Here is an 18,435-nt window from a genome sequence, read left to right on the forward strand (position 1 = left end):
TTTTATCAAACGGAGGGAATTTAATGCTAAAACATAAAAGAATATTATTAAAACTAAGTGGAGAAGCTCTTGCAGGAGATAAAGATTTTGGTTTTTCAGATGATGTTTTACATAGTTTTGCAAAACAAATTAAACAAATACATGATGAAGGTGTAGAATTAGCTATTGTTATAGGTGGAGGAAACATCTTTAGAGGAAAATTTGGTGAGGAAGTTGGAATGGATAGATCAACTGGAGATACTATGGGAATGTTAGCTACAATAATGAATGGTCTTGCTTTACAAAATGCAATAGAAAAAATAGGTGGAGTATCAACAAGAGTATTGACAGCTATTTCTATGCCACAAGTTGCAGAACCATTTATTAGAAGAAGAGCAATTAGACATTTAGAAAAAGGAAGAGTAGTAATATTTGCAGGTGGAACTGGAAATCCATATTTCACTACAGATTCAGGTGGAGCTTTAAGAGCCATAGAAATTGAAGCAGACGTTTTAGCAAAAGGAACTAAAGTTGATGGAATATATGATAAAGATCCAGTTAAACATCCAGATGCAGTTAAATTTGAAGAAATCACATTTAAAGAAGCATTAAGTAAAGACTTAAAAGTTATGGATGCAACTGCATTATCATTATGTAGAGAAAATGATATGCCTATAATAGTGTTTAACGCATTAAAAGATGGTAATATGCTAAAATTAGCTAAAGGGGAAAAAATAGGAACATTAGTAAAAAATGACTAATCGAGGTATAATATATTGAAACTAAAAAACGGAAGGAAGATAGTATGGTAGAAGAACTATTATTAGAAATTGAAGAAAAAATGGAGAAAACTTTAGAAAGTACTAAAGTACGTTTCTCACACGTAAGAGCAGGGCGTGCTAGTATTTCTATGGTTGATGGAGTTACTGTAGATTACTATGGTCAAATGTCACCATTAAACCAAGTTGGATCAGTTACAGCACCAGAACCAAGATTATTAATTATTGATCCTTGGGATAAATCTTTAATACCAGCAATAGAAAAAGCGATACTTGCTGCAAATATTGGATTCAATCCTTCAAATGATGGTAGAATAATTAGACTTGTTGTACCTGAACTTACAGAAGATAGAAGAAAAGAATATGTTAAAGTAGTTAAAAAAGAAGCAGAAGAAGGAAAAGTTGCTGCTAGAAATATTAGAAAAGACTATAACAATAAAGTTAGAAAAATGGAAAAAGATTCTGAAATCACAGAAGATGATTTAAAACAAGTTGAAGATAAAATTCAAAAATTAACTGATGATTGTATTAAACATATAGATGAACTTTTAGCTAAAAAAGAAAAAGAATTATTAAGTATCTAGTGATATTGATGTTTAATAAATTAATAAACTTTTTTAGAATAAAAAAACAAATATCTATAGATTTAGGTACATCAAACGTTTTATTTTATGATAAACAAGCAAAAAAAATAGTTTTAAATGAGCCTTCAGTTATAGTTAAAGATAAAAAAACTGATAAGGTGGTTGCTGTAGGTAAAGAAGCAAGAGAAATGTTGGGTAAAAACCCTAAAAGTATAGAAGTTATTAAACCGTTAAAAGATGGGGTAATTTCTGATATAGACTCAACAAGAAAAATGCTTTCAGCATTTATGAAACAAGTTTATGGAGTATCTCCGTTTAAACCTGAAGTAATAATATGTGTACCTATAGAAGTTACTACAGTTGAAAGACGTGCCTTATTTGATGCTCTAGATGATGCTAAAAGAATATTCTTAATAGAAGAAGGTAGAGCAGCAGTAATGGGTGCAGGAGTTAATATTTCAAATCCTAATGGAAATATGGTTATAGATATAGGTGGAGGATCTACAGATATAGCAATATTATCCCTAGATGAAATAGTAGTTTCAAAATCAATAAGAATAGCAGGTAATAAGTTTGATGATGATATAGTTAAATATGTTAAAGAAAAATTATCTTTAAATATTGGAGATAGAACTGCAGAAAAAATTAAAAAAGAACTATCAACAGCTTTAACTGTACCAGAAAGTGAAAACAAAAAACTTGTTATTAAAGGACTAGACATAAACAATAAAAAACCTAAAGAATTAACAATTACTTCAAATCAAGTATGTGACGCTATAAGAGATTCACTATCTGATTTAGTAAGTGCAGTTAAAGAAGTGTTAGGTAAATGTCCACCAGAACTTGCATCAGATATATTAGATAATGGTATAGTGCTTACTGGTGGAGGAGCATTAATTTCTAATTTAGATCAATTAATTGCAAATGAAGTAAAAATACCTGTACAAGTACCTAATGCACCACTTGATTCAGTGGCTGTAGGGGGAAGTTATGCATTTGATAATAAACATTTACTAAATACACTTTTAGTTAAGGAGAATTAATATGGAAATTTATGGAAATAATCATTCAGTTTTTGCACTTTACTATCAATTAGTATTAGTTACTAAGAATAGAAGTTCAATTTTTGATGAAACAGTTTCTAAATATGCTATAGATAAATTTATTGAGATATCTAAAACATATTTAATAGAATTATATGACTATAGTTATGAAAAGGATCATATACATATTAAATTTAAAGCTCACCCAAAAAGTGAAATTTCTAAGTTTATAAATGCATATAAGAGTGCTACTTCAAGATTAATAAAGAAAGAATTTGAACACGTAAACACAGTATTAGAAGATGGTGGATTATGGGAAAAAACATATTTCTTAATTACAGAAGGAGTACCAAGTCAGGATATGATAAACCATTATATCAAAACAAAAATTAAATGTAATATAATAGAACATGACTGCAGTTGTCATAATTGTAGTAATGAATGAAAAGATTGCTTAGGCAATCTTTTTTTGAAAGTAAAATGGCCATTTAAAATGGCCATTTATATTATATTTCATTAATGATTCTATATACCCAGTTTTCTAGAGGATCTCCAAGTCGTTTCATCTCAGTTCTCATTTCTTCTAGTAATTCTTTTTTAATTTCTTTATAGTTTTCATTATAGAATAAGTTATTTAATTCTCCTGGATCGTTTACTACATCGTAAAGTTCTCCAACATCAGAAGCATTAAATACTATCTTATAATCTTTTCTTCTCCACATTCTTTGTTCGAATGCTACGAAGTGTCCAGCTAATTGGCATAATAAACCTTTTCTATCATTATCTTTCTTTTCTCTTACGATGTTAAGTACTGATTCACCTTCAAATGATGATGGAACCTCTTGACCAGCTACATCATAAACAGTTGCAGTTAAATCGTGTAAATAAACAAGATTCTCATCTACTTCATTTATTCTATTTGATTTAGGATCTTTAATTATCATAGGAATATTATATGTACTATCGAACATAAATTCCCCTTTTTCTATCATTTTATGAGCCCCCATGGCATCTCCATGATCTGCGGTTGCTACAATGAAAGTATTATTATATAATCCTTCTTCTTTTAAGAAATCTAGGAAATCACCTATAGCATCATCTATTAGTGTGATATATCCCCAAAATTTAGCAATAACCTCTCTCCAATGTTCTTCACTTGCTTCCCACATTCCCCACATTTTAGAAATAGTTTTATAATGTCCAGGTTTACCTTTAAGAGGTTTAAAGAAACTTTCATCAAGTACGATATCTTTAGGATCATACATTGAATAATAAGGTTCAGGAACTATACAAGGTGTATGAGGCCCCCAGAAATTAATCCAAGTGAAGAATGGTTTACCTTCTGCTTTAGATTCTAATATATATTTTTTAGCTTCATCTATAATAAAGTAAGGTATAGTTTCATATTTAGTTCCAGATAATAATCCACATAACTCTTGTACTCTTAAATGAGGATTATCTCCAAAGTATGCATTTGATACTTCAGGTATCTCATATCCTTTTTCTATTAACCATTCATGATATCTATTTCCCATTCTTGTAGGTGGTTGGTTAAAAACTAAATTTTTATAAACTCCACTTCCAGGATATCCATATCCATTAAAGTTATGTCCTTTAATACCATAATCAGCTGGAACTGAATTAGTTCCAACGTGCCATTTACCAACAACATAAGAGTTATACCCTTCTAAAGATGTCATAATATTTGGATTTTCAGATGTTATTTCTCCTATCCCACCTTTTTCACCATTTCTTATTATTCCATGAGTAGAAGGCATAAGTCCTGTGAATAATGAAGTTCTTGCTGGTCCACAAACAGATGCTGGTGTGAAAGCATTTTCGAATTTAATACCTTCGGTAGCTAGTTTATCTATGTTTGGAGTCTTAACTATATTGTGTCCATAAGCTCCTATCATATCTTTTCTTACCTGATCTAGTAAGATGTATGCTATATTGTTTTTCATTTTATTTTACCTCTTGTTTTTTTAATACTGTATAGTAAGCAATAATAACTAATTCTATTACTACGTAAGCTGCAATTACTAATCCTGGTTTACCTTCAGTAGATGCTAAACCAATTGGAGAAAGTAATGCATATAATCCTAATAAGCTTACAACTAATGTTGCAATTGAAAGGTTAACATATTTCCAATCTGTTAAATCAATATTAGTCTTATTATCTTTAGGAGCAACATATGGTGTTTCTCTTTTCCAAATAGCTCCTAAGATTAACATTATTATTACATCAAATAAGAATAATGAACCCATAACATGTACGAAGTTTAATTTAACTTTTAATATCCAAACTAAAGTGAAATATAATAATACATGTAATCCTACTGCAGTTCTTGCAGCTTTTCCAGATACAGTTTTATTAAAGATTCCAACTACGAATAAAGCAACTATAGGTATATTGAAGAAACCAGCAAATCTTTTAGTAAATAAGAATATTCCATCTGTACCGTACATTAGTAATGGAGCAATAAACATTGTTAATATTGCCATTACAGTTGAAACTTTCTTAGCGATAGATATTAATTTTTGATCATCGATTTTTTCTTTACTTAAAGAAGGTAATAAATCATTACAAAATATTGTTGCAGCAGAGTTAAGGAATGAATTAAATGTTGATAAAACAGCTCCAAATAATCCAGCAACGAAAAATCCTTGTAATGGTAAAGGTAATACCTTATTAACTAATGAAGGGTATGAAACATCAATGGGTTTTAATCCTTCACCTAAGATATGGAATGCTAATAATCCAGGTAAGTTAAGGATTATTGGTAATAAAAGTAAGAATAATGCTGCTATTAATATACCTTTTTGTCCAGATTTTAAATCTCTTGCTCCAAGTGTTCTTTGAACTATTGCTTGGTTAGTAGTCCAATAAAAGAAGTTAACTATTAAAATTCCTGTGAAAATAGCTGCCCAAGGTACTGCATCTCCTGAACCACCTATAGCATTAAACTTTTCAACATGAGTAGTTGTAATTGTATTAATACCATTTAACATACTTCCATTTCCTAAGAATTTTAATCCAAAGTATGGAACTAATAATCCACCTATTACTAATACAATAGCATTAATAGTGTCAGAAACTGCAACTGCTTTTAATCCACCAAATATTGCATATATAGCTCCAACTATTCCTATTGCCCAAATAGTAACCCACATAGATTGTGCATAAGTTAAACCAAATTGATCTAAGTTAAATATTTTGTTAAATGCAATAGCTCCTGTATATAGTGCAGTTGGTATAGCTATGAATAAATAAAAAAATAAGAATAAAGTAGACATTATAAGTCTTGTTGCTTTGTCGTATCTATTTTCAAAGAATTCAGGGATAGTTGTATATCCTTCTCTTATATATTTAGGTAATAAGAATTTAGCAAGTACACATAATGGTATAACTGATTGTACAGTCCATGCAATAATTGAAAAATTTCCGTTATATGAATTTGCATTAACTCCTATAAGTTGTTCAGTAGATAATGAAGTTAAAACCATTGAACATCCTATTACTAAACCACCTAATCCTCTTCCAGCTAAGAAGTATCCTTTTGATGTTGTTAAATCATCATCTTTTGTTTTGTACCATGATAATAGTGCGATTAAGCCTGTTACAAGTAAAAAACTTAGAATTGTTGTAATCATATTATTCCTCCTAAAATATTTTATTTAATAAAAGATACCTTGAAAAATAGTGAATACAAATAAAAATTAATAAAAAAAGTCTATTCTTTTTACATTTATTTTTTAACCTTATAAAAATAATATCTTTGAATGTCTTTAAATTTAAAGTATAAATAAAAAAATACTTTTTTAACTTATAACAATATTTATTGTCAAAAATAAAGTTGTGAAATAAAAAAATGTTAAAAGTATTTCATGAAATACATAATTATAAATTTAATATCAAATTAAATGTAAAAAATAAAGAAGTTGAATAGTGAAATAAAAGTTTATTTATCTCAAATATTGATTAAATTTTTTGACATTATCATGTAAATATCATTAATTTTTTTAAATAACATATCATTTTAAGATATATAAAAAGTATTAGAATTATATATTTGGTTTATGATATAATGAAGTTGTCTGAAAAAATAATACATGTTAAAAGGAAGGGAAAAATGTTATTAAAAAATAAGAAAAAATTACTATTTTTTATATTTTTTTCATTAACAATGAAATCGTTTGCATTAACAGGTAATATAAAAAATATAGAATTTGAAGGAGAACATCCTATAAAGAATATTTTACAAAAAAATGCAAAAGATCATTTGAATGAAAATATAGATAAAGAAAAAATAGTTGAATTAATGAATGAATTTACAACAATATTAATAAATTTTGGATATCCAACAAGTAGTATTTCTTTTAAAGAAGGTAATATTAATAATGGAGATTTAGTTTTTAAGATTAATGCTGGTAAAATTGATAAAATATATATACAAGGGAAAGATGATGAAAAATCTAAAAAGAAAATATTATCAGCCTTTGGTAATTATGAAGGAGAAATTTTAAAAATACATAATTTAGATCAGGGTATTGAAAACTTAAATGTAAGAGGTTCTAATCATTTAATGGAAATACAAGCAAGTGAAAAAGAAGGTTATTCTAATATAGTAATAAAAGAAAAAGAAGAAAGAAAAGAAGGTTATTTTGATTTAAGTATAGATAATATAGGAACTAAAATAAATGAAGCAAATATTACAGGAATTTATTCAAACTCTAATATTTTGGGATATAATGATAAACTATATTTTTCTTATTCTACACTGATTAATAAAGAAATCTTAAAAAATAATAGGCATATAATAAATTTAGCTTATGAAATTCCTTATAGGAATAATAATTTTTCTTATGATGTTAATATTATAAAGACTAATGGATATATTAAAGGGAAAAAAAGTGAAATTAAAAATAATAATTTAACAGTAACACAAAAATTTAAAGTAGCTACAAATGTACATAGAACGTCAAAATCTAAAACAAATCTTTTTGGTAGTTTAAATGTTATAACTGTTGATTCAAGAATAGCTGATCAAAAAATATCAGTTCAATCAAAGACTAAATTTGATTTAACACTTGGTTTAAATCATAAAGATAAGGTATTAGGAGGAGATTTAAATTTTAATTTTACATATGATAGAGGTATTAGAAAAACAGGTAGTGATAAATTTAAGTCGGAATTAAGATATAATATTCAAAAACCTTTAAAAAATAGAAATATTTTAGAATATGATGTTAAGATGTCAGCTTCAGTAATAAGGGGAAGGGAAAATGTTTCTTTAGGAGGTGAAAGTACTGTAAGAGGATATAATGAAACAAATATATATGGTAATATGGGAGCATTTATGCAAAATACTTTATCATATAATATAAAAAAGGAAAAATATAGTGTAATACCATATTTAGGTATGGATATGGGTGCTACAGAAAATGGGAGTATATTTGGTATAACTGCAGGGATTAAAGCTAATGTAGGTAAATTTAGTTCAAGAATAAGTTATTCAAAAGGACTAAAATCAGTTGATAAACAAAAAAGAGAGAATATCTTTGACTTTAATCTAGCATATTCATTTTAGGGAGAAGGAAAATTTATGAACATTTTACAAAAAGCAGAAAGAATATTAAAAAGTAGTTTAAAAGAGAAAAAAAGATTAACACGTACGCTAGTAATTACTTTTTTAATTACAGGATCAATAAGTAATTTTGGGTCAGTAAAAGGTAAAGATGTAGAATATGAAGGTTCATATTTTAAAGGTTACACATATATTTCAGATATAGAAAAACCTAATGAAAAAGGTGTATCACATAATAAATATGACCAATTATATCTAAATAAAGATAATTTAATATTTAATAACTCAGTTTTAAAAAATGAATCAGACTATGAAAAATCAAAAATATTAAATAAATATTTAGATGAAAATAAAAAATTAGAAGGAACTGAGGCAAAAGTAATTATTGCAGAAGTAGATCCATATTATGAAACATATTTAGGGAAAACACAAGTAGAAATATATGGTAAGTCAGCAGATTTAATAATAGCAAATGAAAGTGGATTTACAGTTAACGGTGCAAAATTTCATAATGTAAATAGTTTAACCTTAAATACTGGGAAATATGATAAAGAAAAAAATGAATTTAATATATCTAAAGGAAATATAGAAATTAAAGGTAATGGTTTAGATATAGAAGGTAATAATAAAGAGTTAAATATTGAAGGTCAAAATATATATGTTAATACAACTTTAGGAAGTAAAGAAAATAAAGGTTTAAATATTAATTTAAAAGCAAAAAATGGATTTATAGAAACATCTAAATATGGTTCTATGTATGGAAATAGAATACTTTTAAAAGTTGAAGGAGAAAATTCTGGAATAAAACATAATTCTAAAGAAATAGTTGTAGCAGATGAATTAGTTATAGATTCTGCTACAGGAGATATTAAAATTAATGATGTTAAAGTAGGTAATAATTTAATAATTAAAGCTAAAAATGAAGATAAACTTAAATTTGATGGATTAGTAGATGTGGGTAATAAATTTACATTAAATTTAAAAGAAATGACAGCGAAAGATGAAGAATCATATATTAATAATATTATAGGTCAAGAAAAAATTTACCAAAGATACTATGATACAAAAAGAGAAAAAGAAGAATTAGATAAACAAAAAGACAAATCTAAATATAATCTATTAAATATTTTACTTCCAAATAAAGTAAAAGTGGGAGATTCAATAGGTATAATATTTGGTGAAGATAAAGATGATGAAAAAATAAAAAAATTCAACAAAGAAACACCTATAGAAGATACATTATTATCAGAAGAAGAATATAATAAGAAAAAAGAAGAATTAAAGAAAGAAACTGTTGAAGATAGAGAAAAAAAATATAAAGAAAAAGTAGAAAAATATAAAAGTGAAAAAATATATGTAATTAATACAAGAGATAAACAAGAAAAAGAAAGTTTTGATTTTGATACAGAAATAGAAAGAGAAAAAGAAAAACCAAGAGAAGATGGATATAAGCTTAAAAACTTAAATGAAGAATCATTTAAAGTTAAACTTGCACTAAATTCTCAAGGAAAAATAAAACTTTATGAAAATCAAGAAGATAAAGCAACATTAATAGATATTAATGCAGCAAAACATGACGGTATATCACATAACTATTTTTCTAAATTTAGCGTTGATAAAGACTATAGTATATTATTAAATAATAATAGTGAAGATAAGGATATAATATCTCAAGCATTATCTAAAAATATAAGACATAAAAATGAAAACCTATATTATGGTTCAGCTAAAATAATCCTTAATGAAGTATTAAATACTAAAGAAGAAGCTACAAATCTTGCTGGTAAATTAGAGTTATTAGGAGAAAGTGCGGATGTAATAATAGCAAATGAAAATGGGATAATAGTTAATGGCGGAGAATTTTTTAATATTGATAATTTATCATTAAGTACAGGTAAATTTAAAAAAGCCCATAAGGGAGATTATGAATTTGAAAATAATAGAAAAAAAGATGTAGAAGTTAAAACAGATATTAATGTAAAAAATATATTAATAGAAAGTAAAGAGTTTACAGTTAATGATAAAATTAATTTTAGAAATGCTAGAATATATACTACAGAAAATGTAACTATAAATAATAATATTTATGCAGAAGGTAATTTTAGAATTAATGCTAATGGAGAATTTATAAATAAAGCTAAAATATTTGGTGAAGTAGTAAGTTTAAAAGGTTCAAAATTTACAAATGAGGGAAATGCAGAAATAGAAGCTGCAAGTACTCTATATTTAGCATCTAAAGATAATGATTTTATAAATAAAGGTAATATAGCTTCAGATGCATATTTAACTATTAGATCAAATAATAAAATTATTAATGAAGGTAAAATAGAACATAAAGGAACAGATTTTAGTGAACATACTGGAGATAGTAATATTTTTATTCAAGGTAAAGATTTAGAAAATAAATCAAGTATTTTATCTAAAGGTGGAATTAGTTTACATATAGAAAATTTAAAAAATGAAAAAACAGCAACTATTAAAGCTACAGGAGATATTAGAGGAAATATTCAAAATGATTTAAATAACCATGGTAAAATTTTATCAGATTCTACACTATATCTAGAAGTAGAAAAAGATCTAGTAAATAAAACTGACGGAAATAATACAGCATTTAGAAATTCAGATAATCAAGCTGTAATATCTGGAAATAGAGCAGAAATTTATGTTAAAGGTAATGTTAAAAATGAAGATAAATCATTAATAATAGGTGGTAAAAATGGAATAAGAATTACTGCTGAAAATATTATTAATGATAATTCAGTTATTTATTCATCAGGAGCTATTGCACTTGAAGTTAATAAAGATATAGAAAATAAAAATGAATCTTTAATCAAAGCTCAAGGTAAGGGATTAATTGTTGCAGAAAAAGTAACAAATAATTTATCAAATATAGAAACTGAAGGTAGTTTAGCAATTAGAGCAGATGAATTAAAAAATCTGGGTGAAAGTACTGAAGTTAAAATAGAAAATGGAGAAACTAAGGAATATAGCAGAGGGTTAAAAATTAAAGAAGCTGGTTGGAAATCTTGGTATAATGGATATTATTTAAAGTTAACTATACCAGATGAAAAAGCATATTTAGAAGCAAAAGGTTCTTTAATTAGATCTGGAGCTAATTTAACGATTACTGGTAAAAAAGGGGTATGGGAAACAGGGAAGAAAATATTAAATAAAGATTCAGCTATACTTGCAAATGGTAATATATATATAGATGCAGAAACTGAAAATGTTACTACTACACATAAAAGAAAAGCTATAGATATACTTAAAAAAATTAATGTAAGTATAAGCTGGGATACTTCATCTTTAGTAAATAGTAATACTGTTTTTGAATCAGCCGAAGTTGCAAATAAAAATCTTTATGACTTATTAAAATCTGGAGAACTTAATAACGATAATGGAAGATATTTTGAATTATTAAAAAATGCAAATATTCCAGAACTTGATAAAGTATTAAGTTTAGTATTAGGTAAAGATTGGAAATATAAAAACAGAGTTGATACTAAATTTGATGAAGATAAAGAAATAAATTACTATAGTTTAAGAAATAAAGCATTAATTAGTGCTGGGAAAAATATAGTAATGGCTTATGGAAGTTTAAAAAATAGTGATCAAGCGGAAAATATTGAAGGTAAAGGTTATAGAGATAGTTATGATGCTGATGCATTTTATGAAAGAGTAATAGAAGTAGGTAATGGCAGCGAAACAACTATACAAGATACAATAAATAAAGTATTGCCAAAAGATAATGGAATATATAAAGAAAATAAAGATGGTAAATATAAATATGTTACTTCTGAATATATAAAGGATAAAGATCAGTATAAAGGTTTAGAATATCTAGAAGCTAATGTAAATAAAGAATTAAGATCAACTAAAGATAGTAAAGTTATAGGAGATGAATTTTATCAAAATAATATGATAAATAATATGTTATCTAATATTAATGATAAAAATCTAAAACCTTCTAAAGAAACAGTTGATAATTTATTAACTCAAGCAAGTATTGAAGGAAATAGACTAGGATTAAAAATAGGTAAATCACTTACTCAAGAAGAAGTTAATAAATTAGAAAAAGATATAGTTTGGTATGTAGAAACTGAAATTAAAGGAGCGAAAGTATTAACTCCTGTGATTTATTTATCTAAAAAAACTGAAGGAAGAATTAAAGGAAAAGATAAAAATAATTTTTCATCTGTAGTTGCTGGAGAAAATATAATAACTAGTCGTATTAAGAATATTGAAAATAAAAACTCACAAATTAGTTCAGAGAATAATGTAATATTATCTACAGAAAAACTAACAAATCAAGGGAATAAGGGATTTGATACAAATATTAGTGCTAAAAATAAAGTTATAATAGATGCAGAAGAAGATGTAAGATTAGAGCTTTCAAGAATAGAAGCACAAAATGGAATATCTTTACTTGGTAATAATGTAGAGGTTAAAGCAAGTGAAATTAAATCTGAAGAAGGAAATGTAAATATTAGAGCTAAAGAAAACTTAAATATATCTGATAAAATAACAGAGGAATCAACTTCAACTGATAAAGCTATATCTGATGTATTTGAACATAGTTATGAACAAACAAGTTCTAAAGAGCAAAAAAGTATTAAGTCTAAAATAGAAGGGAAAAATGTTTCATTAATAGCTGCAGAAGATGTTAATATTAAAGCATCTGATGTAGAAGCTAAAAAAGTTTTAGAAATAAATGGTAAGGATGTAAATATTTCAAGTTCTATTAGTAAAAAAGAAGAAAAAGGGAATAAAACTTCATCAGGATTTGGTGAAATAATTTCTAATACTTCATTTGATATTAAAAAAGAACAAGTGAATAAATCAAATATTAAATCAGGAGTTGCAACAAATATTGAAGCAAGAAAAGATTTAAATATTAAAGGAAGTAATATTCATGGAGAAGAGTATTTAAAATTACAGGCTAAAGAAAATATTAATATAGAAAATGAAACTAGAAAAATAGAAGAAAAAATTGCTCAAGAAAGAGCAAGATATGTTTCATATGAAAATAGAAGTAAAGAAGAAACATTAACTAAAGTTGAGTCAAGTAATATTACTTCAAAAGGAGCTTTAGAGGTATTAACTGATAAAGGAAATATAAAGATTAAAGGTTCTAACGTAGTTGCAAATTCAGGTAATATTAATAGTGGAAAAGATATTAATATAGAAGCTGTAGAAGAAACGTATACAAGTAATTTAAAAGACTTAACAATTTCTTTAAGTGCTGGTGGAGGAGCTGGAGTTACAGGACTTGGAGTTGAAGGGAAAATAGATAGTATAGATGGTATATCTTCTTCAATTACAAATGAATATAGTAAAGAAGTAAAAAATAGACATGCTAAAATAGCTAATCTTGCTAATGCAGATGCGGGAGTAAAAGTAGGATTTAAAACTAAAGATGTACAAGTAAATAATTTTAAAAATTCTAATATAATCATAGGTAGTGAAGGTGCTGATATTACAGCTAAAAAAGCTATTGATTTAGGGGGATTAAATGCTGCAAGTAAAGGTAATGTAAATATTAAAGCAGGAGAAATTAAATCTACTAAAAAAACTAATACATATAATGAAAAATCTCATGACATTAATGTAACTTTAAAACAAAGTGGTACTGTAAATAGTTCAGTTTTAGATTCTGTAAATACAGTAAATGAAATAGCAACTGATGTTAAAAATAATGAACTTAATGAAACACTTACAGCATTAAAAGTTGCAGGTGCAGCGACTAATCTATTATTTAATGATAGTATTGGATCTCAATCTAAACAAAGTGTAGGTATTTCTTATACTAGAACAGGTGTAGAAAAAGAAAGTATAAATAAAACAAATATTAATTCAGATAATAATGTATCTATAGAAACTACAAAAGGGGATATTACATTAAATAATGTAGATGTAAAAGCTGGAGATAAACTTAAATTAAAATCAGAAAAAGATATTAATTTAATCGGAGGAAAGAATAGAACTTCTATTGAAAAAATTAATATAGAAGCAGAAGTTAGAGGAACACAAAGCGCAGGAGTTAGTGCATTATTTGGTGCAAATTCTCAATTAGGAGCAGGCGGAAATGTTGGACTTACTTATGAAAATAATAAAGAAAAAACTACCGATATTTCTAAACTTAGTGCAAATAATGTAGAAATAGAATCTAAAGAAAGTACAAAACTTGAAGGAGCTAAAGTTCATGCTAATAGAAATGCTAAAGTGAAAGTTGGAAAAGATTTAATTATTAAATCTACATTAGATGAAGTGGATAATAAAAAGATAAAATCTGAAGTAGGAGGAAATATTTCATTAGGTGTTGCAAGTAATACTTTACTTGCAGGAAGAATAAGTGGAAATGCATCAGCTGGATATATTTATGAACAAGGAAACAAAATTAGTGAACAAAGTGGAATTACTTCAAATGGTTCTTTAGATGTGGATGTTAAGAATAATTTAGAATTAGAAGCAGGAGTATTAGGGTCTAAGAATAAAAAAGGTAAATTAAATGTTGAAGGTGAAATTAAAACTAAAAATATAACTACTGAAGAAAAAGCCGGAGGAGCAATAGTTGGTGGTTCTGGAGGACTTACAGGTGAAATTGGTGCAGATATAGAAATAGGAGATTCTAAAGATAAACAACAAATTTCAAAATCAGTATTAGGATTTGAAAATGTTAATTCATTAGATGTAGAAACTAATTTAGATAATGCGCAAGAGATAACTAAAGATAGCTTTAAAAAAGGCGGAGCAGCTAGTTTAAGTTTTTCAGTTAAAGATAGCAAAAATATTATTCAAAAAGCTAAAAATTTAAAGAATAAAATTAGTAAAAATAAAGATGAAAAAGTAACAAAAGATAACCCAATATATGAAAGTTTAGAGACTAAAAAAGTTTTAACAAATAGACCATTACCAGAAGTACCTGGAAAAGCTATTGATGAAAAAGAAAAATCTGATGGGATATATGAAGAAATAAAAAAATCTAAAGATGTAGATAAGTACGATGGATTAACAAAAGAAGAATTCCAAGAAAGAGAAAAAGCACTTCAAAAGAATTTAAAAGAAATTGAAGAGTATGAAAAGGAATTAAAAGCTAAGAAATCAGAAACTAAGGTAGAAAAAGAAGTTGTTAAAGGATTTGGAAATACACCATATATACCAAAACAATTAAGTAATGCAGAAAAAGAAGCTTTATTTGCTAAAACACGTAAAAATGCTGAAAATAAAGATGTACAAAAAGAAGCGGTAGATAAACTTAAGAAAATTGCACAAAATTCTGAAAATATACCTAAAGAACATCTTTTAAATAAATTAAATGAAGTAGTGTATGGTTATGATAATGATACAGTTGCAAAAATAGTTGAAAAATCAGCTGAAAATGCTACAAAAATTGTTGTTCCTGATACTGTAGATAAAAACAAACTTACAAATAATGATAGAAAAGAAATAGGTAAAATATTTGAAAATGTTAAATTTAATGAATCTTATGAAGAAGTAAGAAAAGAAGTAGATAGTAAAATTTTTGATAAATTATCTAAAGATCCTGAATTTAAGAAAATTATGAATACTAACTTAAGTGGAAATGAAGAAAATTTAAGAAAATTATTTGAAATTGTTTCTACTGCTAAAAAAGATGCATTTAAAGAAGTTACAGGGATTGAAGTAGAAAAACCTAAATTAGTATTAGAAGATAAAAAAGGTAAAGTAAAAACACATGGTAATTATCTTGAAGATATAGTTACTATGAATATAGTAGCACCAATTAAAAGTAAGAGTAAAAAAGATCAAAATAAAGAGTTATTAAATACAATAATACATGAATTAACTCATCATGATCAAGCATATCTTGCTAAAAATAAAGATAATTCTGAATTATCTTCTAAAGTTAAAAATGATGCTAATTTATTTGCGTTAAATCAAGAATTATATATTACAACAGATTCTCATGTACATGGTTATGCAAAACAACCATTAGAAAGAGAAGCTTTTAAATCAGCAGATAATTTAAGTGATAGTTTATTCCAAAAAGTATATAAATCAGATATTGATTCTAAAAAATTATTTGAAGAAGCAAAGAAAAAGGCAAGAGAAAAAGATTCAGCAAAAGAAGCTGAGAAAAAACTTAAAATAATTGCAGAGTATTCTAAAAATATACCTAAAGAGCATTTATTAAATGCTGTAGAAAAAATATCTTATGGATTAAGTGCAGAGGAAAATGAAGTACTTAGAAAGAAATCAAATGAAGAAGGTACTAAGTTTGTAAGACCTGATACTATTGAAGAATTTACAGGATCTAATCTTAATAACATGGCTAAAATATTAAGAAATATACAATTTGACGAAGCATATGTTGAATTAAGAGAAAAAATTAATGATAGAATTACTGAAAAATTAGATCAAAATCCAGAATTCCATAGATTAATGAAAACTAAACTTGCAGGAAATCAAGAAAATATAACTAAATTATTTAATATGGTAGAACAAGTTAAAAGAGAAACTTTAAAAGAACTTGCAGGAATAGATGGAAAAGCAGCTGAAATCGATGTAAGAACAAATAAGGGCGCACTTTCATTAGGACAAGGTTATTATGATAAAAGAGTAGTTCATACAAATATTGTTCCTTTCTTTGATTTTGCTAAAACTCAAAAGATGAATAATAAATCAATATTAAATACTATAGTTCATGAGCTAACTCATCATGATCAAGCAGAACTTGCAAGAAATAAAGATAAAAATATAGCAGATGAAATTAAAAATGATGCTAAACTTTTAAGTTTAAATCAAGTATTCTATATTAGTCCTAATGGATTAAATTATCTAGATTATAAAAATCAGCCATTAGAAAGGGAAGCTTTCTATTCTGGAGATAAATTAGGAGAAAAATTAACTAAGCTTGTTGATAAAGGATATACTGGAGGATTAAGAGAAATTAATGAAATAGAACATTTAGGAGGAAATAATAAAAATTTAGAAACTTCTAAAGAGATTAAAACAGATTTAGGAAATAATGCATTAATATATGGATTAAAAGATGGTAGAAAAAAATTGATAGAAGCTGCAAATAAAGCTGATAAAGAAAATAAAAATGCAATACTTGCAGATAGCTATATTGGTGATTTAAATTTAGGATTTGAATTTTCAAGATTATCAAATTTTGCTAAAAAAGTTAGAAATAATGAAGTAAGTGAAAAGGACTTAGATGATATAGCAAATTTTGTTGATGAAGGTGGAAGTGCAAGAATTTCTGAATCTCGTAGTAGAATAAATTCAGCTAATAACGAAGATAATAAAAGAATAATTACAGAGCTATTAAATAATGAAATAGCTAAAAAAGCTTTAATAAGAATGGATGAATTAAACGAAAAGGAAAAAGTTTTACTTGAAGAAATTAAGAAAAATGAATTTGTAGATATAGATTATCCTAAAACTTCATCAAACTTTACTAAAGAACAAAATGAAGTTATAGAAGAATATCTAAAAGTAAAAGAAGGATTAAATGAAACAAGAATAGATTTCTTTTCTGAAAAGACTAAGTTAATTGCAAAAGAAACACTTGAAAGAGGTGGACAAATATACTTTGCATTAGATGGACTTGCTACAGATGGTACTAAATTTAATAAAGATAAAACAGTGATTGATTTTAATAAATTAAAAGATTTATTTGATCCAAATCATCCTTTCTATAATTCTGTAACATCTAAGGAATTACGTTATCTTTATGAAAACTTTAAGGATAATCCTAACCTTAAATTTACTATAAAAAAACAGGTTATAGAAAATCCTATTAAAGATTTAAAGATAGATAATTCAAAAGATGAATCGAATACAAAATTTGAAAGAAGAATATTACCTAAATTAAATATACTAGATTTTTTCAAAAATTTATTTAGAAAAAATAAAAAAATAGAAGTTATAGAAGAAGATGATGACTTTGAAGATATAGAAAAAGTAAGAAATGAAATAAATTCAGGTAAAAAAGAACCTATTTATTCAGATGTTAAATCTATTAAAAATGAAAATCCTATATATGAAAATGTTAATCCTAGAGTTAAAAAAGAAAAGGAATTTGAGACGATTTACACTGAAGTTAAAACTAAGGAAAAAGAACCTGTTTATGCAGATATTAATTTTGAGAATAATGTAAAAAAAGCAGATAATGAGCCAATATATGAAAATATAGGAACACAAAGTAAAGAAACTGAGTATTCTGAAATTAATATAAAGAAAAATAAAAAATAATAATATGTATTCTCTTTTTTACGAGATAAAACATAGGACATAGAATATGTACCAATAAACTGGATATAGGAAGGTGAAAAAGTTTGTTGGTACATTTTTTATATTAAAATAAAGATTTTTGTTACTAAAGAAAAATAAATAATAGATGATGAATAATTTTTAAAAATATTTTTTAATATTTTCACAAAATATTTTACTTGACAAAATATATTAAGTAGTGTAA

At 25.8% G+C, this 18,435-nt stretch carries 8 protein-coding genes; 6 read left to right on the forward strand and 2 right to left on the reverse strand.

The window, feature by feature from the left end; genetic code table 11:
• The first annotated feature begins 23 nt into the window (after positions 1–23).
• Genes pyrH through tnpA form a run of 4 tightly spaced genes read left to right on the forward strand, consistent with a single transcriptional unit; the run spans position 24 to position 2,830 of the window.
• Complete coding sequence (gene pyrH, locus GM111_RS01085) at positions 24–740, forward strand: UMP kinase (protein WP_156299052.1); 717 nt, start codon at positions 24–26, stop codon at positions 738–740.
• Positions 741–784: 44 nt separating this feature from the next.
• Positions 785–1,342 (forward strand): ribosome recycling factor, encoded by a 558-nt coding sequence (gene frr, locus GM111_RS01090; protein ID WP_156299053.1) that lies wholly within the window; start codon positions 785–787, stop codon positions 1,340–1,342.
• 8 nt (positions 1,343–1,350) lie between these two features.
• Positions 1,351–2,385, forward strand: coding sequence for a rod shape-determining protein (gene mreB / locus GM111_RS01095; protein WP_156299054.1), 1,035 nt, complete (start codon positions 1,351–1,353; stop codon positions 2,383–2,385).
• Position 2,386: 1 nt separating this feature from the next.
• Entirely contained in the window at positions 2,387–2,830 is a 444-nt protein-coding gene (tnpA, locus tag GM111_RS01100; RefSeq protein ID WP_156299055.1) for an IS200/IS605 family transposase, read from the forward strand.
• Between the two features lie 61 nt (positions 2,831–2,891).
• On the opposite strand, the gene GM111_RS01105 is transcribed toward tnpA, so the two are convergent.
• Positions 2,892–4,349, reverse strand: coding sequence for a sulfatase-like hydrolase/transferase (locus GM111_RS01105; protein ID WP_156299056.1), 1,458 nt, complete (start codon positions 4,347–4,349; stop codon positions 2,892–2,894).
• 1 nt (position 4,350) lies between these two features.
• On the reverse strand, positions 4,351–6,039 hold the full coding sequence (locus GM111_RS01110) for a solute:sodium symporter family transporter (RefSeq protein WP_156299057.1): 1,689 nt from the start codon (positions 6,037–6,039) through the stop codon (positions 4,351–4,353).
• 533 nt (positions 6,040–6,572) lie between these two features.
• Between GM111_RS01110 and GM111_RS01115 the strand changes: the two genes are divergently transcribed.
• Complete coding sequence (locus GM111_RS01115; RefSeq protein WP_197034430.1) at positions 6,573–7,976, forward strand: ShlB/FhaC/HecB family hemolysin secretion/activation protein; 1,404 nt, start codon at positions 6,573–6,575, stop codon at positions 7,974–7,976.
• Between the two features lie 15 nt (positions 7,977–7,991).
• The gene (locus GM111_RS01120) at positions 7,992–18,212 is read left to right on the forward strand and encodes a hemagglutinin repeat-containing protein (RefSeq protein WP_156299059.1); all 10,221 of its coding nucleotides are present in this window, start codon (positions 7,992–7,994) and stop codon (positions 18,210–18,212) included.
• The last annotated feature ends 223 nt before the right edge of the window (positions 18,213–18,435 follow it).

This window comes from Streptobacillus canis, assembly GCF_009733925.1.
Taxonomy (GTDB): Bacteria; Fusobacteriota; Fusobacteriia; order Fusobacteriales; family Leptotrichiaceae; genus Streptobacillus; species Streptobacillus canis.